Origin of the sequence: Pseudomonas sp. PDM17, from assembly GCF_014851985.1 — a bacterium.
Classification (GTDB): domain Bacteria; phylum Pseudomonadota; class Gammaproteobacteria; order Pseudomonadales; family Pseudomonadaceae; genus Pseudomonas.
On the sequence record NZ_JACVAT010000003.1, the window covers coordinates 292,737 to 317,526 of the forward strand.

Here is a 24,790-nt window from a genome sequence, read left to right on the forward strand (position 1 = left end):
TCAACGCGACTCCCACCAGGCCTTGCGCCCGGAATCGCGAGGCAGATCGACCGCCTGCTCCTGCGGACGGCCATCGCGATCCACCCCCAGGATGCGCAGAGCACCGGCCGGGTCGGATTGCAGCAGCGCGCCGCTGGACTGCTGCACTGCGTCGCTGCCTGCCATCACAGCGCTCGGCAGACCTCCCGCCAGCCGCTCGCCGCTGCCGGTATCCAGCACGACCCAAGCGTGAGCCAGCGGATCGCTGCAGGGGTCCTCTCCCGGTGCGATCAGGTTGAACAACACCAGCCTGCCGTCACGAACCTGCGGCTGCTCCACCACGCGCCAGCCATCGGCCGACAGGTCGAGATACCAGCCACGACCACCGTCCCCTCCGGGTACCGGCAGAAGTTCTGACCGCCCAACCAAGGCCCGCCCGTCGTCGAGCACGCCATAGAGGCTTTCAGTCCTCGCCGTGGGCTCGTCGTCACCCACACGGTAGAAGCGCCCGGTGCCGAACAACACTCGCACCTGCCCACTGCGGTCCAGGGCTGCCGCCACCGGCGCAGTGATTGCCTGCGAATTCCCGTCCGGCGCCCGCGTCCGGAACAACGGTTTGCCGGCCAGCGACGGTGGAATCGCCGAGTCGCCACCCGCATCGCCCGCCAGATCCACACGCCAGAGATTCCCGAGGCTGTCGCCCACATAGAGGCGATTGGCGGTTACATCGCCCATGCTGCTGATCGCCGTGACCGGCCCCAGGTCGCCGGCCTCGGGCAAATGGATGCGCTTGAGTACACGACCATCCTCCGCATCGAGTAGCCAGATGTCCCCGCCACGGTTTTCCGGGTCCCTGGCGCCGGAGGAAACCGCCACGACGAACCTTCCCGCCCCGAGGGCCATGAGGGCTGGCCGCCCCAGCGTGTAGCCGAGGTCGGGGTGGCTGAACTCCCAGAGCACGCTGCTCGACTGGACGTGTTCTGGGTCGGTCACGTCCAGCGCGAACAGGCTGTTGCCCCCCGCTCCGGTGCTGCCCACCAACAGGGTTCGCCACTCTCCGCCGACCCAGGCATTCCCCACCACGGGCGACCCATCGACGTAAAAGCGATGGACATAGCCGGGGTCGGCCAACTCACGAAGCTGGCCCAGCACCGCCGCCGGCACATAGGCGAACAACTCGCGCCCATCGCGCGCATCGAACCCATGCAGCATGCCGTCATTGGCGCCCACCGCTACCAGCGGCGCACGCTGCTGGTATTGCTCGCTGGCAAGGAACTCCCGGTAGCCAGTACCCGCCGGCCTGGGCAGCTCGCCGTACGGCTGCGGGTCGTGCCAGGAATAGACCGGGCGCGAGCCAACGATATCGCCCAGCCGGCTGTCACGCAGGCGGAACGGCAACGCACTGCCGGGCTCACGCCGCTCCTGCAGGCGCGATCCGCGCAGGTAGTCAACCAGCGACTCACCCTGCTCGGGTCCCAACCTGCGGCGCTGTTCGTCATCCAGGGCACTCCAGGCGAAGGGCGTGCCTGTGCGCGCGATCAGCGATCCGTCTGCCTCAGCCCCGGCGGGCCGTACAGTGAGAATGTTCCGTCCGGCCACTTGCGCTTCGCTCTGCTCGTCCAGCTTCCGGGCGGCCGACCACTGCGGCAGCCACTCGCCTTCGCGCCATAGCTGCAGGTCGCCGCTCCAGCGCCGCCCGGCCAGCAGCGTACTGAACCACTCGCCGGGGTTCGGGCCGGCGCTGAAATTGCCGGTGCTCCTCGGCTCATCGTCGGCTGCCTGGGCGAACGCCTGTTTCAGTTCATCGCGCAGCGGGTCAGGGTCGGCGAGTTTCAGCAGGTTGAGCGGCCAGCCATCCATGCCCTGCCACGCGCTTGCCGGCAGCGGTGATGCGCGCACAAAGGAATAGCCGCGCGGGATGGCAAAGCCGCCGTACTGGGTCGCCAACCACAGGGCGTTGCCCGGCCCGTCCACCTCACGGGAAGACGCCAGCCAGTAGGTGGCGGCGCTCTGCCGGCCGGGCAGGTCCGGGCGCAAATCGCGCACATGGGCGTCATAGGCCAGGCCTGCCAGTGCAAGCGAAGCGGCGGAGTCTGCGCCGCCCTGTATGGCCGTCACCTGCTGCGTCGCCTGAACGGCCGCTGGATCACCAAGACGCAGCAAACTCACGCCGGCCTCGCCCTCACCCGCGCCGCCAATCCCGAGCAGGACGTTGCGCTGGCAGGCGTAGGTAAGCGGGTCCGCATGATCTCGCTGATGGCGCAGGTAGCCGGTGGCGGCATGGAGCAGCTCGCCCAGGTCATCGAATGGCAGGAACGACGAGGACTCGTCGAAACGGTTGAGAGCGGCGATCACTCCAGCCGGCCGGTCGATGAAGACTCCGGACTGCGCCGACCACTCTTTCAGCGGGTTATCCCGTCCATCATCCAGCCACGGCCCGACGAATTTCTGCGGCGCGCGCAGCACCACTCCCGTTTCGCGATCAGACCGGCCGAAGAGGCTGAAGCGCAGGCGACCGGCATATTCCTGCAGTACGCCCTCGGGCTTGGAGTGTTCGCCATAACGCTGGCAATTACGCTCCAACTGGCCGGCAACGCAGACCTGTACGCGCACCGCGATCCGGTAGGTCGTCGCAGGCAATAGCGGCTCTGCGGGCGGCAGCTCCTGCGGCTCGCCGGGAAAGTCCGGGCTACGACTCAGCAAAAGGTCGCGCTCCTCTCCCGCAACACGCAAGTACAGCGTTACGCCAGAGAATGGCGTGGCACCCGCCACGGTGCCGAAAGGCAGCAGGCGATCCGGGAAGGCGCTGCCCCGTTGCAGATTCCGCCCCTTCTGCAGCACCGTCAGTGCGGCACCGTCGATAAAACGGTCGCCGCCGGTCAGCACGGCGCGATACACATCGATGGCCTGTGCCGTAGCCCAGTTGAGGAAGTTGCCGCTCCAGGCCTGCCGGCAGACATGGGCCAGCGCCGGGCCGACGGGCTGGAAATAGCGCTCCGTCTCGGCTTCGTCAGCACGGTAGGCGTAGCACTTGTCCGGGTCGAAGTAACCGAAGTACTGCTCGCCGGTGACGTAGACCGGGCTCGGATTGGCTGCCGCCGCCGTCGCCCCGTGGGCCGAAGATGGCAACAACAGGATATTGCCCGGTGCACCGCTGGCAACCTGCAGCGGCACCTGGCTGACCGGAGCGGCCGACAGCGCGCCCGCCAGCATGACGCCCAGCATCAGGGAACAGAGTCTTCCGAGCCTCACTAGCACCTCCTTGCTGCGCGCTAACGGATGAAAAAGATGCTGTTCAGCCGGACGCTGGAAACCGGCGCCCCCGAAGGCTGGCGACGCGCACCAAAGCCTTCGGCGCACACCTCGATGGCTACACCACTGGCCGCGCCGCCCTTGCCGACTTCCAGCCCCTCGCTGGCCAGCCAGCGCAGGAAGCGCAGCCGATAAACCGGCTGCACCGCACTGCCGGAAAAACCGCCAGCCACTCCTTCGGCAGCATCGACAGAGGCTATGGGGCCGTCGTGCCGATAACGCTCCAGTGCAGCCGCTTCGCCTGCGCGCAGCGCCGCTTCTGCTGCCTGGAAGGCCATCTGCCGGTCACGCAGGTTGCCGGCCATGCGTTCTTCCAGCTGCACCATGCGCATGCTCGCCAGGCCGATAAGGGTGAGCAGCAACAACATGACCAGCGAGACCAGCAGCACCGCCCCGCGCTCGAACTCATGGCGCATCGACGAGCCCCCTTTCATGGCGAGGGATTGCGTAGCGCGATGGTGCTGCTCATCACCAGCCGCAGCCTTCGCTCCGCGTTCGGCGGGAGGGTGCGGCCGTCGAACTGCAGCGCCGTCGGCGCCTGGTCGACCTCGCGAGTCTGGCTCTGCAGCAACAGGCTGACGCGCACCGTGCGCACCCGACGCCAGTCACTGGCGGTCATGTCCCGCGCTGCCTTGTAGGCCGCCACCGCCTCACTGCCCGCCCCTGCTATGCCATAGCGCAGGCTTATGCCAGCAACGCCATTCACCAGCTCTTCGGTGTTCGGCTTGAAGGAGGTCTGGCTGTTGTCCGTCACGAAAAGCCCCGGCGTTCCGTCGACACCACGACCGATCCAGTAAATCGCGTAGCGGTACGGGTAAACCCGCGTCGCGGCAGCCAGGAAGTACTCCAGCGAACGCCCCGTCAGCAGGCTCACCGCGCTCCCGGCATTGCGCAGCAGCAGGCAGGACTGCTGATCACTGAGCAGATAGAAGGCCCCGGCAACCGCACTCGATGAGGTGAGCAGCACTCGGTTTGCGCTGATCGAACGTGCCTCGAGAGCGGGGTCGGACGCAAAGCGCAGCAGCACGGCGTCGGTGTTCGCCAGACGCCCGGAAGGCACCCAGGCGGACGCCGACATGCCCGAGCCATACCCTTCGATGGGCGAGCGCTCCAGGGCGTACTGCGCGTCATTGATGCCACTGGCATTGACCATTCCACGGGTACAGGCGCCTGTGAACCCGGCGTTTCGCAGGTCCCGAGCCATGGCCTCCAGCGCGAAGCGACCGCTCTCCTGCAACTCGGCCAGCGCGACGCTGTTCTGATAGCTGCGTTTGCTGCCGAGAACGACCTGAATGACACCCGTCAGCAGGAGCAAGCCGAGAGCCATGGCCACCAGCAACTCGACCAGCGAAAGACCGCGCTGGTGCATATCAGAGGCCCGCCCGGTAGGTGAAGGTTTCCCAGGCATTGCCGACCTCCCCCAGGCGCTCGCGAGCCCGTCGATCACTCCAGCGCACGACAATCAGCGCGCTGTACTGGCCGCCACTGTGGGCCACCTGCACCAAGCCGCTCCCCGTTCCACCGAGCGTCTCGCAGACATCAGCCTGCCACTGGCCGAGATCGAGTTGCGCCCGCGTCGAGCCAGCGCTTTTCGGGCATCCGGCGGCCACGTCGAGGAAGTTCGTGTCGTAGGCGCCAGCGCGGGCCGCATCGGGATTCGCGCGCAGCAGGTCAGCCATCTCGCTGGCCAGCCAGGACGCCTGGGAGCGCTGCAGCGCGCTGTAGCCGGCGCTGATACCGACGTTCTGCAGTCCGGCCAACCCCAGCAGGCCAACGCCGAGGATCAGCACCGAGACCAGTACTTCCACCAGGGTGAATCCTTCGCTGAGCTTGCCACCAGCCATGTTGATCGCCTTGCCGCTGAAGAATGAGCTTCAAGGGTGCAAGGCGCAGCGCGGGGCGGTCAGCCAGACATTTGCTGGGAGATCGAAGGGAAAAGTCCGCCAGCCGGAGAGGATCAGGCGTGCAGCTAGGAAGGCGTCCGAAGTACCGCGCCACTCATCCGCGCCGGGGCACCATCGGTCCCGGCGAGGCTGTTCGCGCTCGGAAAAAGAAAAGGCCACCTTGCGGTGGCCCTTGCTGGAGCGGGAGCCGTCAGCTGTTCGCCGACTGCTGGACGATCACCGTCTGTGCCGGCATCGGTGCCGGGAAGTCGGTGCCCAGGGCCTCCTTGATGGTGCGATTGGTGTCGAAGTAGACCTGCCAGTAGTTGTCGTTGTGGCAGTACGGACGCACTGCCAGCACCGGGCCGACGAGGTTGAACTCGAGGATTTCCACATCCACCGGCGGGTCGGTCAGCACATTGGGGATCGCCGCGATGCGCTGTTTGAGCACCGCGACAGCAGCTGCATAGTCGGCGGCGCCGGAGAGCTGCGTCTTGAGTTCCACGCGGCGGAAGGTGTTATGGCTGAAGTTCTGGATGGTGTCGCTGAAGATCTTGTTGTTGCCCACCAGGGTCAGGACGTTGTCCGGGGTGTTGATGGCGGTGGCGAACAGGCCGATCTCCTTCACGGTGCCGGTCACGCCGCCGGCGGAGACGAAGTCGCCGACCTTGAACGGCCGCAGCACAATGATGAAGCCACCGGCCGCGAGGTTCGCCAGCAGGCCCGACCAGGCCATGCCGATGGCCAGGCCGATCGCGGCGATCAGTGCGGCGAGGCTGGTGGTCTGCACGCCGAAGTAGCCAAGGATGCCGACGACCAGGAGGATGTTCAGGGTGACGGTGATGAAGGAGCCGACGTAGCGCAGCACCGTCGGATCGACGCTCTGCCTGGCCAGGGCCTTCTCCACCAACCCGACGGCGAAGCCGATCAGCCAGCGGCCGAGTACCCAGAAGAGGATGGCGACGATGATCTTCACACCGAATGCGAGCGCGTACTGCGAAACCGTCGCCCACAGTGCGTTGATCTTCTCCGTACCCACATTGATGATGTTCGTATCTTCCATGGAAGCGCACCTGCGAGAGAAAGGGACCAGATGAACGCTAGCACGGCCCCAGCCGTTTGCTCGTCGCAGCGCGCAGCCCAGAGCCCTGGCGGGCTCCGGGCGCTATTGCACTAGCAGTCGCCAGGCAGCGAGGCGATCCAGCGATTGAGCATTTCCAGCCCCTCGCGGTGCACCAGGGTACGACCCAGCTCGGGCATCATGTCGCCCGGCTTGTCGCTGCCGACCCGGTAGCTGAGCACGGACTTCTCCGGGCTGCCGGGGTGGATGTCCTCCAGCCTCCCGCCGGTGCCGCCGCCCGCTGCCACCGGCGGTTTGCAGATGCCGTAGGCGATGGAGACCGGCGTGTGTGGGTCGAGATAGAGGCCCGACGTGCGCGCCGCGCCCTTGGGGTTATGGCAGTGCGAGCAGTTGGCGTCGAGGTAGCTGCGGGCCTGTTTCTCTAGGTCTTCGCCGGGACGCGGATGCCCCCACAGCGCGTTCTGCGGCACCTGTGCCAGCGCCGGCAGTCCCTTGAGGAAGCCGCGCGCCTGCCAGTGCTGCAACTGGTTGTCGCTACCTTCGGCGTAGCCGAAGTCCTTGTTCAGGTGCCGCGCCTTGGGCCCCAGCGGCGCGATGCCGCCGCCCTTCTGCTCGGCGTGGCATTCGGAGCACTGGTTGGCGTCCGGCACCATGTAGGTGAAGGCGGTCTTCTTGCCGTCCTCGCCGGTCAGCTCCAGCGCCGGGCTGTCACCAGCAACCTCCAGGGTCGCTTCGCTCTGGTCGGCATTCCACACATAGGGCAGCGCCGCCCAGCCGTCCTTCTGCCGCACCAGCACGCGGGTTTCCACCAGATGAACCCTGGCCATGTCGAGTCCGGCCTTCGGATCACGGTCATCCTGGCTGTTCTGCAGCAGGTTGCCCTGTGCGTCCTTCGGGTAATAGAAGGTCTTGGTCAGGACCGTGCCGACGGGGTAGTCGAAGCGGTCCTCGGCGTACTGCGCCGACTCTCCTTCAGGCATCCATACGGTGCGCAGTTTGTGTGCGTAGTCGGTGAACAGCGAGGTGTTCAGGTCATAGGGCAGCACCTCGGCGGCCGGCGCCAGGTGGCCGTCCGCCAGGTGCAGCATGCCCCAGCCACTGAGCTTTTCCGGATAGTCGTCACCCTCTGGCTGATAACGCGGCTTGCTCTCCTGCCCGCACCCGGCCACCAAGGTGACCAGGGCGAGCGACAACAGGAACGAAGCGGGTTTCATCATGCCTTGTTGCCCTTTTCACCCAGACCGGCCTGCTCGATCTTCGGCAGCGGCTTGAGCTTGCACTGGTGCGAGCTGATGTCGGTGCTGATGTTCTTGTAGCCATTGGGGCCGTCGACGTTGACGATGCCGGCGCTGCCGTTGTCGATGCAGATGGCCAGGGCTTCAGGCAGCTTGCCGTCGACCAGTTTCTTCTCGTTGAAGTAGCCGTCCCAGAGGATGTCCGGCAGGCGCCCGGTGAGGCCGAACTTGGCGACCTTGAGTGCTTTCAGCTCCAGGTGGTCGGGGCTGTCGCCACCGGGGCCGAAGGTGTTGCCGTGGATGAAGATGCCTTCGGGATAGGGGTCGAAGTTGGGCTGCGTGGCCTTCTCCGAATAGTTGGTGCTGAAGTAGCTGCTGATGATGACGTTGGCGGTTTTGTGGTTGCCGATCTTGTTGTTGAAGATCTCCACATCGTCGTTGGAGTTCACCACCACGCCCGAGCCCGCCGGCACGCTGGCCACCGGCGTGCCCTTGTGGCCGAAGTTCTCGTGGTTGTTGCCCTGCACGTCGTTGTCGAAGACGCGGGTGCCGCGCCCCGGTTGCTGCAGGTTGGGCATGTTGAAGACGAGGATGCCGCCGGTGTTGTCGGTGGCGACGTTGTTGTAGACGTCGGCGCCGATGGTGTTCTCGATCTCGATGCCGGCGACGTTGCGCTCGGCGCGGTTGTTGCGCACCACCACGTTGCGCGACTGGCCGACGTAGATGCCCGAGTCAGAGGCGCCGATGGCGACGTTGCCTTCGAGCAGAGTGTTCTCGGTCTGCACCGGGTAGATGCCGTAGCCGCCGTTCTCGGTGGAGGCGCCGTTGGTCCACTCGGTGCGGATGTTGCGGATGACGATGTTCTTGCCGCCGATGACCTTCAGGCCGTCGCCCTTGGTGTCCTCGATGGCGAGGTTCTCCAGGGTGAAGTCGGAGGCGTCGACGAACAGCCCTTCGGCGCCGGCCTTCTGGTTCTTGAAGTTGAGGATAGTCTTGTCCATCCCGGCGCCGCGGATGGTCACGCCGTCCACCTTGAGGCTGAGGCTGCGGTCCAGGTGGTAGGTGCCGGCGGGAATGTCGATGACATCGCCGGCCTTGGCCTTGATCAGGCGGGCCTGCAGGTCCTTCTGGAAGTCGCTGCTGACGGCGGCGGTGGGCTTGTCGCCTTCGCCGCAGGCGGCCAGGGCAATGGAAAATGCGAGAAGGGAAAGGGTGGCGAGACGCATGGCGGGCTCCGGTCTTGTTCTTATGATATGGAACTATCGTACCAACTAAAGCCGAGAATACTCCTACATCCCGCGCCACGCCAGCCCTTCGGACACATCGCACTTTGATTGATTGGCGTCACTGCTTCGCGATGGCGGATCGGGATGATCTGCGCGTCCACCCCAAGGAGTACACGGATGAGCTTCATGCCCTGGAACGAAGAGTTCGTGATCGGAATCGAGCGGATCGATGAACAGCACCGTTGGCTGGTCGACCTCACCAACGCGCTGTACGACAGCCTCAATGGCCCGGATGGCGAGGGCCAGCCCATCGGCGACCTGCTGGAGCAACTGGTGGAGTACACGATGAATCACTTCATCGTCGAGGAGGTGTTGTTCCAGCGCCTGGGCTACCCCGAGGAGGAAGCGCACCGCGCCGAGCACGACCGCTTCAACCGGCAGATCATCGACCTGCTGTACCGCCATGAGGATGGCGAGGTGGTCTCGGTCGAGGCGCTGGAGCTGCTCAAGGCCTGGCTGATCCACCATATCCTGAAGGTGGACAAGGCTTACGTGAGCTTCTTCATGCAAAAAGGCGTGACCGCATAGCGGGCACGCCTTTTTTTCACAGCACGGGCAGACGGATCAGCGCGGGATATTCGGCTGCCGCTTGGTGGTGCGTTTCTTGCCCTTGGCGTAGCCGGTGGCCTTGCCTTCCTCGGCCTTGTTCCACGGCTTGGAGCCATTGCTGGCGCGCGGCGGCAGGCCGGTGTGCTGGGTCAGCAGCGGCTGGCCGGCCTTCTTGCTGCCGGCCGGGGTGGAGTTCTTGCGGCGCGCACTCTGGTACTCGTCGGTCTGCGGCTGGTAGGTCGGGATCAGGTGGTGCTTGCCGTTACCGATCAGGTCCGCGCGGCCCATGCGCTCCAGCGCTTCGCGCAGCATCGGCCAGCCCTTCGGGTCGTGGTAGCGCAGGAAGGCCTTGTGCAGGCGGCGCTGCTGGTCGCTCTTGACGATGGTCACGCTGTCGCTCTTGTAGGTGACCTTGCGCAGCGGGTTCTTACCCGAGTGGTACATTGCGGTCGCGCTGGCCATGGGTGAGGGATAGAACGCCTGCACCTGGTCCGCGCGGAAGCCGTTGCGCTTGAGCCACAGGGCGAGGTTCATCATGTCCTCGTCGGTGGTGCCCGGATGCGCCGCGATGAAGTAAGGGATCAGGTACTGCTCCTTGCCCGCCTCCTTGGAGAACTTCTCGAACATGCGCTTGAAGGTGTCGTAGGTGCCGATGCCCGGCTTCATCATCTTCGACAGCGGGCCTTCCTCGGTGTGCTCCGGGGCGATCTTCAGGTAGCCGCCGACGTGGTGCGTCACCAGTTCCTTGACGTACTCGGGCGACTGCACGGCGAGGTCGTAGCGCAGGCCGGAGGCGATCAGGATCTTCTTCACGCCCGGCAGGGCGCGGGCCTTGCGGTACAGCTCGATGAGCGAGGAGTGGTCGGTGTTGAGGTTCTCGCAGATGCCCGGCCACACGCAGGACGGCTTGCGGCAGTGACGCTCGATCTCCGGGTCCTTGCAGGCGATGCGGTACATGTTGGCGGTCGGGCCGCCGAGGTCGGAGACCACACCGGTGAAGCCCGGCACCTTACGCATCTCCTCGATCTCGGCGAGGATCGACTCGTGGGAACGGTTCTGGATGATCCGCCCCTCGTGCTCGGTGATCGAGCAGAAGGTGCAGCCACCGAAGCAGCCACGCATGATGTTCACCGAGAAACGGATCATCTCGTAGGCAGGGATCTTCTCCTTGCCGTACAGCGGGTGCGGCACGCGCGCGTAGGGCATGCCGAACACGTAGTCCATTTCCTCGGTGCTCATCGGAATGGGCGGCGGGTTGAACCACACGTCCACCTCGCCATGCTTCTGCACCAGGGCGCGGGCGTTGCCCGGGTTGGTCTCCAGGTGCAGCACGCGGTTGGCGTGGGCGTAGAGCACCGCGTCGCTGCGCACCTTCTCGAACGACGGCAGGCGGATCACCGTGCGATCGCGCTCCAGGCGCGGGTGTGCTAGCAACTGCACGACCTTGGCTTCGTTCGGGTCTTCCTGCTCGCCCTTTTCCTGCTCGATGGCGCAGGCGGCGGTGTCCTGGGTGTTCACGTACGGGTTGATGATCTTGTCGACCTTGCCCGGACGATCGATGCGGGTGGAGTCCACCTCGAACCAGCCTTCGGGAGTGTCGCGACGCACGAAGGCGGTGCCGCGCACGTCGGTGATCTGCTCGACCAGTTGGCCGGCAGCCAGGCGCTGGGCGATCTCCACCACGGCGCGTTCGGCGTTGCCGTACAGCAGGATGTCGGCGGTAGCGTCCATCAGGATGGAGCGGCGTACCTTGTCCTGCCAGTAGTCGTAGTGGGCGATGCGGCGCAGCGAAGCCTCGATGCCGCCGAGGATCACCGGGGTCTGGCTGTAAGCTTCCTTGCAGCGCTGGCTGTAGACCAGGCTGGCGCGATCCGGGCGCTTGCCGGCCAGGCCGCCCGGCGTATAGGCGTCATCGCTGCGGATCTTCTTGTCCGCGGTGTAGCGGTTGATCATCGAGTCCATGTTGCCCGCCGCCACGCCGAAGAACAGGTTCGGCTGGCCGAGCTTCATGAAGTCGTCTTTCGAGCGCCAGTCCGGCTGGGCAATGATGCCCACGCGGAAGCCCTGGGCTTCCAGCAGGCGGCCGATGATGGCCATGCCGAACGACGGATGGTCAACGTAGGCATCCCCGGTGACGATGATGATGTCGCAGGAATCCCAACCCAGCTGATCCATCTCTTCCTTGCTCATGGGCAGGAACGGCGCCGGGCCGAAACACTCGGCCCAGAACTTGGGATAGTCGAACAGCGGCTTGGCGGCTTGCATCACGGGCACCGGGGTATCTCGAAGTAGGTATCGCGGAAAAGCGGGGCGCGGAATATAGCACAAAAAGTGTACAAATCCGACTGGGATGCTGGGAATACTGGGTTTTCGGGAGTCCCGACCATTCCAATGCGGACCAGAAGGGCTTGAGCTGTTGTGGTCACGCCACCCCACGTTTCACACGAAACCTACCGACAAACGGACCTCGTTCCCTACCAACTGATACAGAAGGTAGGTCAAGAACGTGTCTCTCATCGCCCAACCCTGGAGGCATCCCGTCAGTGGGGTGTACTACATTCGCCGGTTCGTACCCTTCGCACTGCGCCCGATCATCGGAAAGGTGGAAATCCGCCGGTCACTTAGGACCAGCGATTTCCGGCAAGCCAAAGCGCTCTTTGCCGAAGCCTATGCAGCGACTGAACGGCTGTTTGCCGAAGCTCGCGGCAGCGGCTCGGTCAATACGCCCAGCGTCAAAAACCTTGCAGTTGAAGCCCTACAGGAACTGTATAGAAGGCCAATGGCATCCGAAGCGGTGCTCACCTACCCTCTGCCCCAAAACACGCAGCAAACGCTTTCCCAGGCCCTTCAAGGGTATGCGGCATCGCTGACGCTGGTAGCAAAACCCGATCACGTCAAAGCCAACCACGAAGCCCAGCTACGCAAGGTCGTGGAGCGCTTCATTGAAACGTTCGGTGACCTATTGGTTAGCAACATCACCTCGGCCATGATTCAGACGTTCGCAGTAGAGTTGGCGGCGGTCCCAGTCATCGGCGGCAGAAAGGCCAAAAGCGCCACGATCCAAGAACTGAAAAAGCTGGCAAAGCCGGACACCCCTACCCTATCGACGGCAACCATCAGGCTGTCCATTGCACGCCTGTCATCACTGCTGTCCTTCGTCGTCGAGTCAGGGGCAATTCCCTTCAATCCAGTTATCAGATCACGTGTGCTTCGGCGGTTAGATGCGGCAAAACCCAAGAAAAGGTTGGACGACGACAGGGGCTACACATGGGACGAAATGATCTGGATGTTCAGCCGGCCCGAATTTGCTGCAATCCGCAATGCCGAGGGACGCCCCGGAAATGCATTGTTCTGGTTACCGATCTTGGCAGCCTACACAGGGGCGAGGCGCGAGGAACTGGCTCAACTCTACGTCGGCGATATCCGCCAAGGTTCAGGGGATCAGTGGCTCATACGTATACACGACAACCGGCCAGACCAATCGGTGAAGACCAACGGTAGTCGTCGAGACATACCAATCCTCGACGACCTCATCGAACTGGGGTTACTGACATTGGTTGCCGGGAGATCACCAGATGCGTTGATCTTCCCGCAGTTGACCAAGGTATCCGGAAGATACTCAGGAATCGTGGCCAAGCATTGGCTGGTATTGGTACGCAGTTGGGGAACATATCGACCGGGGCGTCATCCCCTTCATGCCTTCCGACATACCTTCAAAACCCTCGCCAGGGAGCACGGCATCCCCAAGGAAGTCAGCGATTGGATCACCGGACACGCATCCGGCAGCGTCGGTGATAGCTATGGGATCAATCCGCTTTCCCGGATGGCCGCTGAAATGAAGAAATTGCCCAGCATTGCGAGGGCTGCGGGATTACTTCCACAAGTCGAAAGACGATAAATATTTTGAAGAACTGTTTAAAACAGCGTGCTAGCAACCGTATAATAGAAATTAATTAATTTAAATTTTCTCTTATTTTTCAAATCCCTTGCAGCCTGCTAACACCTAGGCGTCGCGAGGGATTTTAATTTCCTATATTTCACAAAATCTCTCATCGACGTGATGGTATTTTTTTCTGATCATGCAGGACAGCTATTAATTAAATTAATAGCCACGCAGACTTCCATCAATAAATTTCATACATAAAATCCTGAAAAATCTCTGAAATCCAAAACTTCCGATCATAAATACAATTAGGGCAGATGCATTCTTCCCTTTCAACTGCCAGCTACCTAGGCGGGCACACTACGAAGAGCTGATTGATACTTCGCATGTGTATTCTTATCAATTAACCGGAATCGAAACCGGTTACAATCCCTCGACAGATTCCAAGAAGCGACCATAATGCGCTGGGTGTGGAAGATCGGACAATAATGCTGCCCCAAACTGGGCTCATCGGTAAGTTGAAGACGATGCGCATCAGCAGCCTCTATTGTGGGAGCCCTTAGTAAATTCGAATTCTTCGACAGGATGTGGTTCTGTGAAAAAGATACAACCACAGCACAACCGAAATTCGCCACAATGAACTCGGTTATTGCTCCGTAGCTATACCAGATGACTGACTATAATCGCCGATCGGGTTACCCCGGCGAACGTTACCGTAGAAACATTGGTACGTTGTCAATTGTGGGCTCGATCCGGGACGGTCTTCAAACTACCCTTCGAGTTTATCCGGGAAGGATAAACTCGTCCAAACATTCTTCAACAGATTAAATAATTAAAAATAAAATAATTAAAAATATTAAATTATTCAAAAATGCAGCCTCCCAAACAAGAAAAAATAACTATCGCCGTCAGAGTCCACGAAGTGGACGACAAGGCGAGCCCGAAGGGCAAAGCAAAACATTTAAAATATCAAAGAACTTCAAGATTTAAAATGCAATCAATCTCACTTCCAACAATAATTTATTGCACATCGGCTGGAATGTACATTTTTCTAGCATGCAGATTTTTTGGAATCATATGAAAAACCCCGTATTCACGGGGTTTTATAATTCCACTATTTTTCAACTGGCATCGCCAAACAATCTGTCAGCAGCACCGGCAACGCCTGTTTGCAATGCATAATAAATTTCTGACCAGCATCGAACTGAGCGGCGAACTCCATCGTTGTTACCCCACCTGTAGGGGCCGTTATTCCATCCTTGTTTCGCACCCAAGGACCCAATTGGTATGGGAACAATATTGCCGTGATCTCCTTGCCACCCCCGACATCAAACACCAGGTCAGCGTCAGAGTCGTTCCGTAAAGCAACTCGTTTCAACTTTCCCGAGTAATAGTGTGGCTTATCGTATTTGACCTTCGCGCGGGCTTGGTTGGCCTGCCATTCACCTGGAATCATCTTGATATCGATGGTTTCATCCGAGGTTTCAGAGCTGCGGGCTTCATCGACACGCGCCTTCAGGTCTCCCATTTCGCCTGGACCGATGGCAAACACCCCGGTTGCCATCGCGGCCAAAACAGCACCACACATCCAGCTATGCAGTTTCGGCCCCCAGATCATTTGAACAGCCCCGCCACGCTGAAGCTCGCGATCACAACGACAGCGGCGATTGCTGACCACTTCAACGCAAGCATGAAATCCGAGCCGCTGGCATCACCAATTCGGAAGCCCCAAAACCAAAGACGCCAGCGATTTCCAGCGTATGCGAGCGCGATCAGCGAAGCCATCACAGCAATCATCAATGCTGTGTCATAGCTGCTGTTCTGCTGCTTGGTTGCAGCAAACGCGGTGGGTACGCCCCCACAAACCACGGGCAGGATGCGTTTCATCATCGATCTTTACCCCATGCATCACCGTTCGGCGCCGGTTCCAGGGTCTCAGCCTTCGATACCAGTCCGGTCATAAATACAAATAGCCCTAGACCTAACAGGCTGGCAGTCGTCTTGACGGCGATCTGGATTGCTCCGGGCCAGCCGGTGCCCAGCACGTACTGAAACGCCAAAGCCCCAGTGATAAAACCTACAGGCAGCGACGACGCTGCTAAGAACAGGCCCGCAAACAATTTCTTCATGATCATTTCCTTGTGGTGACTGATGGAACGCCATCGTGCAGCCAGTATGGTGCCCGGCCTTTCCAAAATTCACAATATACTGTGAAGACCTGCGCGCGTAGCTTCGTGACAGTTCCCCTGTGGCCTAGGGGAAAAAATTTGAATACCGGTGAAGCGTTCGGAAAGGTCCTGCGGAAAAGGCGGAAGGAATTGGGGTTAACCCAAGAGCAACTCGCTCATGAAGCAGATATCCAGCGAAATTATGTAAGTCTGATTGAGCGCGGAATAAATCAGCCGACAATTACCATGCTATTTAAGTTAGCCGCAGCTTTGAATTGTTCAGCAGCGACATTGGTCAAAAGCGTCGAGATTGAACTTGAAAAGTAGCGGATGGCAAGGGCCATCCGCTGCCGAGCCATGTATCAGTTTCCAGAAATAAAGCGCTTGAAAAGTTCGCCGTACCCCGATGCCGGGATTTCCGTTAGTTTATTTCCATGCCGCACAAAGAATGCGCCATTGAAGTTGGACGGTTCATCTTGTGCTTGGGCCTCGAAGACAAATATCGTTTTATCGTAATAGCGAACTGACTTCGCGTTTCGTGCCACATAGTCCTTGAGGGGTTCAGACATGGCCGATGATTTGATTCGTGTCATCAACTCCATGAACATGTCATCTAGAGATTTGCCAAGCGCTGCAGCTTCATGTTCTACGCCAGTAATTTGGAACCGTTCAAAGGCGTGCGGCGTAATTCCATATAGTTCATGAATCCTGGCTGCATCTGCCGGGGTGTCTACAACACCAACCAGAACATATCCGCGCACACCCTTTCGAATGTTGGCGATGCCAACCAATGTTTTCAGTATTTTATCAAAGCTATCTTCATCAAATTTATGATTTCCATCTAGCCTGATAAATCCTTGCTTGAAGTCGTAAGCAGCCTGCTCGGTAAACGACTGTGTAAGTATATTCTCCATCTGCGTTATCCAGCGAACTCGGGCTGGGTCGTATGTCTGTGCAGGTCCGAATGCATCGCTATACACTCCCGCAGCCGCGTTTATCAGTCCAGCTCTATCCGCAGAGCCCCAGCGCCCCCCTTCCGGAACTTGAAGATTTTTGCCACTATTTTCAATTAAAGTGATGAGCTTCTTTTGATCAACAACCTCCATATTCTGCTCGACAATCAGTTTGTGAAGCGCCAGGAAGACAACCTGAAAGTAACGCGGAGCTCTTGGCGGCTGCTCGCCGAATAGAAGTTGGCCTAAGGTCCTGCCAGATAACTCCAATGTATACTTTAGTTGGTCTAGAACTCTTTGAAAGTCTGCAGCTACGACTTCAGCAGTGACTTTTTGTGTAGCCAATTCAATTTGCTCATAACGAGCCTGCTGTGCCTCTCCATCACTGTAGCCGAAGAAATCATCTAGAAACTCACTGCGGGAGGATGGCTTGGGATCAAGCAATATATATGCAAGGACATCTGCAATTACCTCTTCATCTCGCGATTCTCGGACTTGTTCCTTCGTTAAAACACCCTGCCTGATCCAAAATAGCTCATCTACATTTATACCGTAGTCTAGGTCACGACTGGTGATTGAGATTTTTTTCATTTCATTCAGGGGCAGTTCATCAGATGCCGACACATCACCTCTGACCTTGGCGGAAATATGACGTACTGCTTGGGCGAAGTGTCCAGTAGAACCTGCGATTCTAAGCTCCTGCCTGGACAGTTTTCGTCCGCCTGAATTGATTCGTCGAAATACCTCATCCACTTCGCCATCACCAGAGAACTCATAAATTGACAGCGGCACAGTGTACGATGCGATTTGAACACAGGCTTCGCGCGGCAGTAACGGTTCACGCTGTTGAAGCTCTTTCGAATCAAGCAGAGCTTTCGATTCGGCCATGGTATTTAAATCAAAATAATGCCCATTGACCGCATATTCATTTTCGATGAATCCGAGAACGGCATTCAATCGTTGCATTCCATCGATTATTTCAAAATTTCCTGCGCCGATACCGTTTCTTCGTTCGGCAAGCAAAACTATTGGAACTGGATAGCCGTTAATTATTGAATCGATAAAGCGACATTTCTCATCAAGCGTCCATACAAGCTTTCGCTGGTATCGGCGGTTAACCATATAGCGCCAAGACCTGTAGTTTCCGTAGATTCTTTCAATCGACTCACCCTTCACAGTGAGGTCTTGCATAACCTTCTGTGGTTCCGCCATATCCGTCACGCCTCCAATACCCAGACTATCGCTTACTATATCCGTTGGGATCTATTACTTGAAATTTCAGTTACTGGCCTCATGAAAACTGGTTCAGCGCCGAGTTATAGTCACGCCAAAATTTTACGCTGAACCCCAAGGCACAGCGAAATTGACTTGGATACCGATAGGGTGTCAGGCACGTCAGTGCCTGCTCCACAGACTTACGTGCCCCCCTACGACAATGCAATCCTACCGGAAGCTGCTCAACATAGATGCCCATTCGGATTTGCTCTCAACATCGAAGACATTCGGTCGAAAAGCCAAAAACGTCCGTTTTTGACCCCAACGCAAGAACTGGGTCGGAACGGTGTCAAAAATATGGGGTTGCATTTTTGAACCCGTCACACATAATGACACTACCTTTCTGAGCCAGGGTTTTCAGCCATGAGCCGCGTTTTCCTTTATGCCCGCGTATCGACAGCAGATCAGACCACCGCAAACCAGTTGCATGAGGTGAAGGGAGCAGGGTTCGATATCAAACCTGCCAGGGTTGTCGAGGAACAGATCAGTGGCAGCGTACCGACCTCCGACAGGAAAGGGTTTCAAAGTCTGTTGGCAAAAATGGAAGACGATGACGTATTGGTCGTCACCAAGCTTGACCGTCTAGGCAGAAACGCAATGGATGTACGTGCCACGGTCGAGATGCTGCATTCCAGGGGCATCAAGGTTCATTGCCTTGCATTGGGGGGCGTCGACCTGACATCAGCAGCGGGGAAAATGACGATGCAGGTTCTGGGGGCGGTGGCAGAATTCGAACGCGACCTGCTGATCGAACGGACCCAGGCCGGACTGCAACGGGCCAAAGCCACCGGCACAAAGCTCGGTCGCCCCAAGGCGGCATCATCGGAAGCAGTACAGAAATTGAAGGCGGAGGGGAATTCCCAGTCAGCAGTAGCGGGCCAACTGGGTGTCAGCCTTTCCACCGTGAAAAGACTGTGGTGATGCAACCTGTGTAATGACGAAGCGGCCAGGCTCTAACAAGGGCAGCATAAAACGATTGACGATATAGCCACCGAGACATATCGCGACGGGAAGCTAGTGCGGAACTACGTCCAAACCCATCGCATTGCCATTTCGACAGTACATAGAACCATGGAAGGCCCCTACCTAGGGGGATAGACGATTTGGGATGGTACCGAATCGGCAACTAGTAGGAAGGAAACCTCGGCGAGAATTCTTTCAATCAGCCCCCTCACCGGCCTTTCCCTTGAGATAACCTTCCGTCTGGCTGCAACAAGATCATCCGAATGCCCCTGTAATCTGCGTTGACTTGCCGCAACGTTCAGATCGGCGGGGGAGTTCAAATTGACCTCTAACCCCTCCCAGAAGTGTTCGCGTCTCGCCCCCGACGGTTTGGTGCCGGCTGCGGAGTACGTCCGCATGTCCACAGACCACCAGCGTTATTCCACCGAAAACCAATCTGCCGCAATCAGTGCCTATGCAATGAGCCATGGTATGGCCATCGTCCAAACCTATCGAGACGAAGGCAAGAGCGGCTTGGACATCGGTGGACGTGATGCACTCAGACGCTTGATCGATGATGTGCAAGCAGGCTGTGCAACCTTTCAAATCATCTTGGTATACGACGTAAGCCGGTGGGGCCGTTTTCAGAATACGGACGAAAGCGCGTACTACGAATACCTTTGCACTCGGGCCGGAATTCAGGTTGTGTACTGTGCCGAACCCTTCGATAACGACGGTTCCCCCCTGGCGACGATATACAAAGGGATAAAGCGCTCGATGGCTGGCGAGTACAGCCGTGAGTTATCGACCAAGGTTTTCGCAGGGCAATGCAGACTCGTTCAACTCGGCTATCACCAAGGGGGATCAGCTGGGTATGGGCTGCGCAGGGCCCTTCTAGATGATCGCCACGGCTTCAAGAGCGAACTGTCACGCGGTCAGCACAAGAGTATTCAGACCGACCGCGTGATCCTCGTACCTGGGCCGCAAGCTGAGATCGAAGTAGTCCAACGCATCTACCACCAGTTCGTCTACGACCGGTTACCTGAACGAGCCATCGCCGACAGCCTGAACGCTGATGGATTGTTAACTGATTTGGATCGCCTGTGGACTCGCGGCACCGTTCACCAGGTACTAACCAACGAAAAATACATCGGCAACAACGTCTACAACCGAACGTCCTCCAAATTACGACAACGGACCGTACGCAATGCCCCGGATTTATGGGTCCGCTGCGATGGGGCATTCCAGGGAATCGTCTCCGCCGAGCTGTTCACCAGAGTCCGGGAAATCATTCTGGAGCGGAGCCATCGCCTTGACGATGCGCAGATGCTCGCGATGCTTCGTTCGCTACTCGACCGTGCAGGATCACTTTCAGGTCTTCTCATAGATGAAGAAGAAGGCATGCCGTCCAGCACCACCTACATCTGTAGATTCGGCGGATTGCTGCGGGCGTATTCACTGATCGGATACACCCCTGACAGGGACTATCGGTATCTGGAAATCAATCGCGCCCTACGTCGATGGCGCCCCCAAATCTTGGATGAAGTCGCCTCGCATCTACTGCAAGTCGGTGCAGAAGTGGAGCGGAATCCCGAAAGCGACATCTTGACCATCAACGAAGAGTGGACAGCCTCCATCGTCATCGCGCGTTGCCAGCCAACACCGGCAGGGACACTGCGCTGGCGGCTTCGTTTCGACATCAACCTGTCCCCGGACATCACGGTGGCAGTCCGGATGGATCAAGCCAATCAGCATGCCATGGACTACTACCTGATACCACGCCTCGATATGGGGGCGTGGCCACAACGGTTGGTCGAAGAGAACAGCGCTTTGATTGATAGCTATCGGTTCGAAACACTGACAGTTCTCGACGAGTTGGCCGCACGCAGCCCTCTGAAGGAGGTTTCATGACAGCTCCCGTCGGTTCACGCGAACAAGTCGAACTCATCCCCATTGCACAAATCCATGTGCTCAACCCCCGGACCAGGAATAAACGAATTCACCGCGAACTGATCGACAACATCCGGAACGTGGGCCTGAAACGACCAATTACAGTCAGTCGAAGAACCGAAGACCGTGGCCCACACAAGTACGACCTTGTATGTGGGCAAGGCCGGTTGGAAGCCTTCCTAGCACTGAAGCAGACCACTATCCCCGCGTTTGTAATCGATGCCAACGAAGAAGACTGCCTTGTCATGAGCCTGGTGGAAAACGTAGCTAGACGGCAACATCGGCCGATTGACTTGATGAACGAAGTCGGACGTTTGCGCGAGCGTGGTTACAGTGATGCAGAAATCGCCGAACGAATTGGGGTGACGTCTTCATGGGTCAATATGATCGGCGGACTGCTGGAACGCGGGGAGGAAAAGCTATTGGCCGCCGTAGAAACCGGCCTGATTCCATTGAGCATGGCCACGGATATCGCCAGGAGCAGTGAAGCTGAAATTCAAAACCTTCTTGCAGAAGCGTACGAGTATGGCTTCCGAGGCAAAAAGTTAACAACGCTTCGACATCTACTGGAGTTGCGAGCAAAGAAGGACAAACTGGTCCGAGCCAACCCAATGGGTGGCGGTCAACCCAAGAAGAAGCGGATGACAACCGCCGACCTCCGACGGCTATTCGAACGAGAAGCCGAACGACAGCGACTGATGGTCAAGAAAGCAGCCTACACCCATGACCGCCTGATTTTCTCGATCCAAGCACTGAAGGAGTTGCTGAACACCGGCGAGTTTATCGCGCTGCTAAGGGCCGAAAGGCTAGGGTCTGTGCCGAAGCTGGTCCAAGCCCGTATACAGCAGATGGGGAAATGAAAATGACACAATCCCCAGACAACCTACCGTCCCCCTCACCGAAAAGCGGTTTTCTTCGTGAATGCGTAAGAGTAGCAATCGCCAATATTTTGCCCTTGAAGGTCCTACGGCCAGCAGTCAAAAACAGCCTTAAATACCAGCAGATTCTAGCGTCGGTACAGGACGTGGGATTGGTTGAACCACCTGCCGTCATGCCCAACCCCAAGCTTCAGGGACATTATTTCTTGCTGGATGGCCACCTCCGCGTTGAAGCTCTCAAGGACCTTGGACAGCTGGAAGTGGACTGTCTAGTGGCTCTGGACGACGATACCTACTCGTACAACAAACGGATAAATCGGCTCTCTGCGGTCCAAGACCACAAAATGATTGTCCGAGCCATGGAGCGAGGTGTGTCAGCTGAGCGCTTGGGTAAGGCGCTTGGGCTGTCACCACTGACCATCAAGCACCGCTTTCGACTTCTCAATGGCATCTGTGAAGATGCTGCCGCCATGCTGGCGGACACAAACTGTCCAGCGAAGGTGTTTGACATTCTTCGGCAAATGAAGCCATTGCGGCAGATCGAAGCAGCCGAGCTGATGGTTGGGAACAGGAACTTCTCCGCCATGTTCGCCAATGCCCTGCTAGCAGCCACCCCAGCCAATCTGCTGGCCTTCGAGCGCAAGACAGAGCCCGATACGCAAGTATCAGCAGAGTCCATCGCTCGCATGGAACGCGAGCTCGCAGCCTTGCAGATGCAAATCAAGATCGTTGAAGACGATTACGGCCCAGATGTTCTGCATCTCACCGTCATCAGGGGTTATCTATCCAAGCTACTGGCCAATGCCGCAATCGTGCGATGGCTGGCAAAGCAGCAACCTGAGTATCTGAAGGAGTTTCAACGCATCACGGAAATGACTGACCTGCCCAGGGACCTTGGGGGTACAGCCCCCGAGGCAGGATAATCACCCTTTAGCAGTTACGGTCCATCAGCCTTTATGAAATGCGTTGAAAGATCAGGAAATCGCTCCCGCAGGTAGGATGCTGCGTCATTCGCAATTTCCTGCGCGCTTTCTTGCCTTTCCGCCAAGCTCAACGCCCACGCTCGACCAGGGTGCAACACGTCCCACCGTGGTCGCATCCCGGCATGTCGCCCCTTCCCCGGATTGTGATTGCCGAAACCATCAATTAATGAGTTCCACACAGGCGTGAATCGTGCAATCAACAGAGACTCGCCAAGGGGAATCCATATGTCATCGACAACCAAAAACCGACAGTGAAAATCATCGATATTCAGATTCGAGGCGGCACGAATGCTATCGGCGTGTTCCTTTAAGCGTTTATGAAGAACCCTGCCAGGATTCGAATCCAGCCCACCCCCCATTCGAGCGCCAGCCGGAACAGCTTTGCCCACATAGATCGGCAGCTTGAACTGACCATCTTTGTTGATGGACGCCAGTCGAGAATAGGGTGCGAAATCTCCGGTGTAGTAAATTGCGTAGACACCCGCACCGTCGAACGTCGGCAGTTCGCCCAAGGGTTGAACCGCATTGGTCAACAATGCTTCTGCTACGCTGGCGCCGAGGTTCTTCTTGTCGAGGGGGTTAAACGGAATGACATTCCCAGTCATGCAGCGTTGACTCCCTTCTTAGCGCTTTTCTGAATTTTCAGAATTTCCGCCATCGCCAACTTTTCCGCGACACTCGATGCGACTTGCTGTGCAAGCAATACCGGCACAGCATTACCCAACTGGCGCATGGTTTCCGTCCAGCTCCCATGGAATCGGAATCCGTCTGGGAAGGTCTGGATTCGGGCGCTCTCACGAATGGTGAAGTAGCGAACCTCGCCGTTATCCTTTACCAGCATGTTCTCGCCGCCAGGAACACCATGATCACCGGCTTTCAAGGTTTTGGCCGGCAAATCCCAAGGGCTTCCGGTATGCCCCGGATAGACCCGCGCGCCGGCCTGGAACACATGGTTGGGCACGTTCCGTGCTGCCTTCAACTCAGGGGCAGGCAAATCGGAAATTGCGTCGCGAACGGTCCGCCACGGAAGCTTGTCCATCGGCAGCAGGTCGCCTGTCAGCCTTCTTACGCGAGCCTGTAGCTTGGATGGCACCTCGGGCATTTTGAGACCATGACGATCCCAGTATTCACCGGTCACCCATTGGGAATGCAGCAAGGCGTCATAGCTATGAGTTGCTTCCGGGAAGGACCACTCGATACCCAGGTCATCGCGGAAGCCAACAATGAACACACGCTCGCGCTTTTGCGGAACGCCATAGTCAGCGGCATTCACAAGAGTCGGAACGACGTTGTAGGCAAGCCCTTTGCCCTTCCGCTTGCCGGAAGTCCGCTCAGCTTGGAGGCGCATCAAATGATCGTGCCACCCTTCATTTTTCCGAGGGGGAAGCTCGGGGAATTCGAGCTGAAGCAGGATGTACTGGTAGTAATTGGCGAAGGTCGCCCGCGTCAGCCCCTTTACGTTTTCAACGATGAAAGCCTTCGGCTTCAGAGTCCGAATGATTTCAACGGTCGCCGGAAACATGTCGCGTCGATCATCGTAAGCTTGGTGCTTACCGCCAATCGAAAATGGCTGGCAGGGAGGTCCGCCGGCCAGCAATTCGATTCCCTCTGGAAGACTGCTCCAGTCGAAGCCGCGTACATCACCTTCATGTAGGTTCCAGCCGGACACCAAGGGATATCCGCGATTCTGATTCTCGCGAACGGTATCGCAGGCCCATTTGTCCCATTCGACCACCGCCAACGGGGAAAACCCGGCCAACTCACAACCCATCGCTAGGCCACCGGCCCCCGCGAAAAGCTCAACGGACTTCATTCCTGCCCCCACCCCAAAAAGGTCTTCAACCTTTTTTCTAATAATCCTATGTCCTTCAGCTCGCATTCCCAGATGACGAGTGAGGTCCAACCAAGCTGGTTGAGCTGTTCCAGCTTCCGCGCATCCCGCAGCCGGTTGCCTTCGAGCTTCGGTAACCAAAAGTCCAAACGGGACTTCGGCAACCGTGCCAGCCCACATCCTTCATGACGATGCCAAAAGCATCCATGAACAAAAATCACCTTCCGAAGCCCCTTGAAAACCAGATCGGGATGTCCGGGCAGCTTGCGATCATGCAGCCGATAACGGTAGCCCATCGCATGCACCAAACGCCGAACCTGCATCTCCGGTTTGGTGTCCTTGGACCGAACACGCGCCATTCGCCTGCTGCGTTCAAGGGGAGAAAGCGTATCCATGAATCTTACCAGTGCGGCCCATTGGGGTCATACGACACTGCTCAAGGACCTGCGAAGGCAATTGCCGCAGACCGCAGACTAAGACTGAAGATTGATACAGAATACTGACTCCCAAGGGAATGGGGTCTGCTTTCGGCGGGGCTTCGGGCCCGTGCGAACCGCCCTAGATCGACTTGGGATAGTCGAACAACGGCTTGGCGGCTTGCA

22 protein-coding genes are annotated in these 24,790 nt (G+C 58.5%); 7 read left to right on the plus strand and 15 right to left on the minus strand.

Annotated elements, in window-relative coordinates; translation table 11 throughout:
* The 7 genes from IB256_RS11610 to IB256_RS11640 form a co-directional block, all read right to left on the minus strand.
* Positions 1-3,204: a pilus assembly protein gene (locus IB256_RS11610; RefSeq protein WP_192402626.1), complete on the minus strand. Its 3,204-nt coding sequence runs from the start codon at positions 3,202-3,204 to the stop codon at positions 1-3.
* 47 nt (positions 3,205-3,251) lie between these two features.
* Complete coding sequence (locus tag IB256_RS11615; protein WP_192292951.1) at positions 3,252-3,707, minus strand: PilX N-terminal domain-containing pilus assembly protein; 456 nt, start codon at positions 3,705-3,707, stop codon at positions 3,252-3,254.
* 14 nt (positions 3,708-3,721) lie between these two features.
* Positions 3,722-4,660, minus strand: coding sequence for a PilW family protein (locus IB256_RS11620; RefSeq protein WP_192402628.1), 939 nt, complete (start codon positions 4,658-4,660; stop codon positions 3,722-3,724).
* 1 nt (position 4,661) lies between these two features.
* Positions 4,662-5,135, minus strand: coding sequence for a type IV pilus modification protein PilV (gene pilV / locus IB256_RS11625; RefSeq protein ID WP_192292955.1), 474 nt, complete (start codon positions 5,133-5,135; stop codon positions 4,662-4,664).
* 250 nt (positions 5,136-5,385) lie between these two features.
* Positions 5,386-6,237, minus strand: a complete 852-nt coding sequence (locus IB256_RS11630) for a mechanosensitive ion channel family protein (protein ID WP_192225235.1) — start codon at positions 6,235-6,237, stop codon at positions 5,386-5,388.
* Positions 6,238-6,347: 110 nt separating this feature from the next.
* Positions 6,348-7,472 (minus strand): SO2930 family diheme c-type cytochrome, encoded by a 1,125-nt coding sequence (locus IB256_RS11635; protein WP_405307255.1) that lies wholly within the window; start codon positions 7,470-7,472, stop codon positions 6,348-6,350.
* Positions 7,469-8,716, minus strand: a complete 1,248-nt coding sequence (locus IB256_RS11640; RefSeq protein ID WP_192292957.1) for a parallel beta-helix domain-containing protein — start codon at positions 8,714-8,716, stop codon at positions 7,469-7,471. Before IB256_RS11640 ends, IB256_RS11635 begins: the two co-directional genes overlap by 4 nt.
* Positions 8,717-8,893: 177 nt before the next feature.
* Here IB256_RS11640 and IB256_RS11645 point away from each other — a divergent pair, with 177 nt between their 5' ends.
* Positions 8,894-9,304 carry a bacteriohemerythrin gene (locus IB256_RS11645; protein ID WP_192292959.1) on the plus strand — a complete coding sequence of 137 codons (411 nt, stop codon included), beginning with the start codon at positions 8,894-8,896 and terminating at the stop codon, positions 9,302-9,304.
* A gap of 36 nt (positions 9,305-9,340) precedes the next feature.
* On the opposite strand, the gene IB256_RS11650 is transcribed toward IB256_RS11645, so the two are convergent.
* A complete protein-coding gene (locus tag IB256_RS11650) occupies positions 9,341-11,590 on the minus strand; it encodes a YgiQ family radical SAM protein (protein WP_192292961.1) in 2,250 nt (749 codons plus the stop codon).
* Between the two features lie 241 nt (positions 11,591-11,831).
* Here IB256_RS11650 and IB256_RS11655 point away from each other — a divergent pair, with 241 nt between their 5' ends.
* Positions 11,832-13,223, plus strand: coding sequence for a site-specific integrase (locus IB256_RS11655; RefSeq protein WP_192402630.1), 1,392 nt, complete (start codon positions 11,832-11,834; stop codon positions 13,221-13,223).
* A 1,099-nt stretch (positions 13,224-14,322) separates the two neighbouring features.
* On the opposite strand, the gene IB256_RS11660 is transcribed toward IB256_RS11655, so the two are convergent.
* Genes IB256_RS11660 through IB256_RS11670 form a run of 3 tightly spaced genes read right to left on the minus strand, consistent with a single transcriptional unit; the run spans position 14,323 to position 15,337 of the window.
* A complete protein-coding gene (locus IB256_RS11660) occupies positions 14,323-14,826 on the minus strand; it encodes a hypothetical protein (protein ID WP_192402632.1) in 504 nt (167 codons plus the stop codon).
* Positions 14,823-15,095 (minus strand): hypothetical protein, encoded by a 273-nt coding sequence (locus tag IB256_RS11665; protein ID WP_192402634.1) that lies wholly within the window; start codon positions 15,093-15,095, stop codon positions 14,823-14,825. The genes IB256_RS11660 and IB256_RS11665 overlap by 4 nt, the downstream gene beginning before the upstream one ends.
* On the minus strand, positions 15,095-15,337 hold the full coding sequence (locus IB256_RS11670) for a hypothetical protein (protein WP_192402636.1): 243 nt from the start codon (positions 15,335-15,337) through the stop codon (positions 15,095-15,097). The genes IB256_RS11665 and IB256_RS11670 overlap by 1 nt, the downstream gene beginning before the upstream one ends.
* Positions 15,338-15,442: 105 nt before the next feature.
* Between IB256_RS11670 and IB256_RS11675 the strand changes: the two genes are divergently transcribed.
* Positions 15,443-15,703: a helix-turn-helix transcriptional regulator gene (locus IB256_RS11675; RefSeq protein WP_318653563.1), complete on the plus strand. Its 261-nt coding sequence runs from the start codon at positions 15,443-15,445 to the stop codon at positions 15,701-15,703.
* Positions 15,704-15,738: 35 nt separating this feature from the next.
* Here IB256_RS11675 and IB256_RS11680 read toward each other — a convergent pair whose 3' ends face one another.
* Positions 15,739-17,520 (minus strand): DUF262 domain-containing protein, encoded by a 1,782-nt coding sequence (locus IB256_RS11680; RefSeq protein WP_225601722.1) that lies wholly within the window; start codon positions 17,518-17,520, stop codon positions 15,739-15,741.
* 447 nt (positions 17,521-17,967) lie between these two features.
* Here IB256_RS11680 and IB256_RS11685 point away from each other — a divergent pair, with 447 nt between their 5' ends.
* From IB256_RS11685 to IB256_RS11700, 4 genes are all read left to right on the plus strand, one after another.
* Positions 17,968-18,525 (plus strand): recombinase family protein, encoded by a 558-nt coding sequence (locus IB256_RS11685; RefSeq protein WP_192402642.1) that lies wholly within the window; start codon positions 17,968-17,970, stop codon positions 18,523-18,525.
* Positions 18,526-18,939: 414 nt separating this feature from the next.
* Entirely contained in the window at positions 18,940-20,457 is a 1,518-nt protein-coding gene (locus IB256_RS11690) for a recombinase family protein (RefSeq protein ID WP_318653564.1), read from the plus strand.
* On the plus strand, positions 20,454-21,356 hold the full coding sequence (locus tag IB256_RS11695; protein ID WP_192402646.1) for a plasmid partitioning protein RepB C-terminal domain-containing protein: 903 nt from the start codon (positions 20,454-20,456) through the stop codon (positions 21,354-21,356). Before IB256_RS11690 ends, IB256_RS11695 begins: the two co-directional genes overlap by 4 nt.
* Complete coding sequence (locus tag IB256_RS11700; RefSeq protein WP_192402648.1) at positions 21,353-22,297, plus strand: plasmid partitioning protein RepB C-terminal domain-containing protein; 945 nt, start codon at positions 21,353-21,355, stop codon at positions 22,295-22,297. Before IB256_RS11695 ends, IB256_RS11700 begins: the two co-directional genes overlap by 4 nt.
* A 14-nt stretch (positions 22,298-22,311) precedes the next feature.
* Here the strand turns inward: IB256_RS11700 and IB256_RS11705 are convergent, their stop codons facing one another.
* The 3 genes from IB256_RS11705 to IB256_RS11715 are packed head-to-tail and all read right to left on the minus strand — an operon-like array spanning position 22,312 to position 24,583.
* Positions 22,312-22,962: an Eco29kI family restriction endonuclease gene (locus tag IB256_RS11705; protein ID WP_192402650.1), complete on the minus strand. Its 651-nt coding sequence runs from the start codon at positions 22,960-22,962 to the stop codon at positions 22,312-22,314.
* Positions 22,959-24,170: a DNA cytosine methyltransferase gene (locus tag IB256_RS11710; protein WP_192402652.1), complete on the minus strand. Its 1,212-nt coding sequence runs from the start codon at positions 24,168-24,170 to the stop codon at positions 22,959-22,961. The genes IB256_RS11705 and IB256_RS11710 overlap by 4 nt, the downstream gene beginning before the upstream one ends.
* Positions 24,167-24,583, minus strand: coding sequence for a very short patch repair endonuclease (locus tag IB256_RS11715; protein ID WP_192402654.1), 417 nt, complete (start codon positions 24,581-24,583; stop codon positions 24,167-24,169). The genes IB256_RS11710 and IB256_RS11715 overlap by 4 nt, the downstream gene beginning before the upstream one ends.
* Positions 24,584-24,790: the final 207 nt, after the last annotated feature.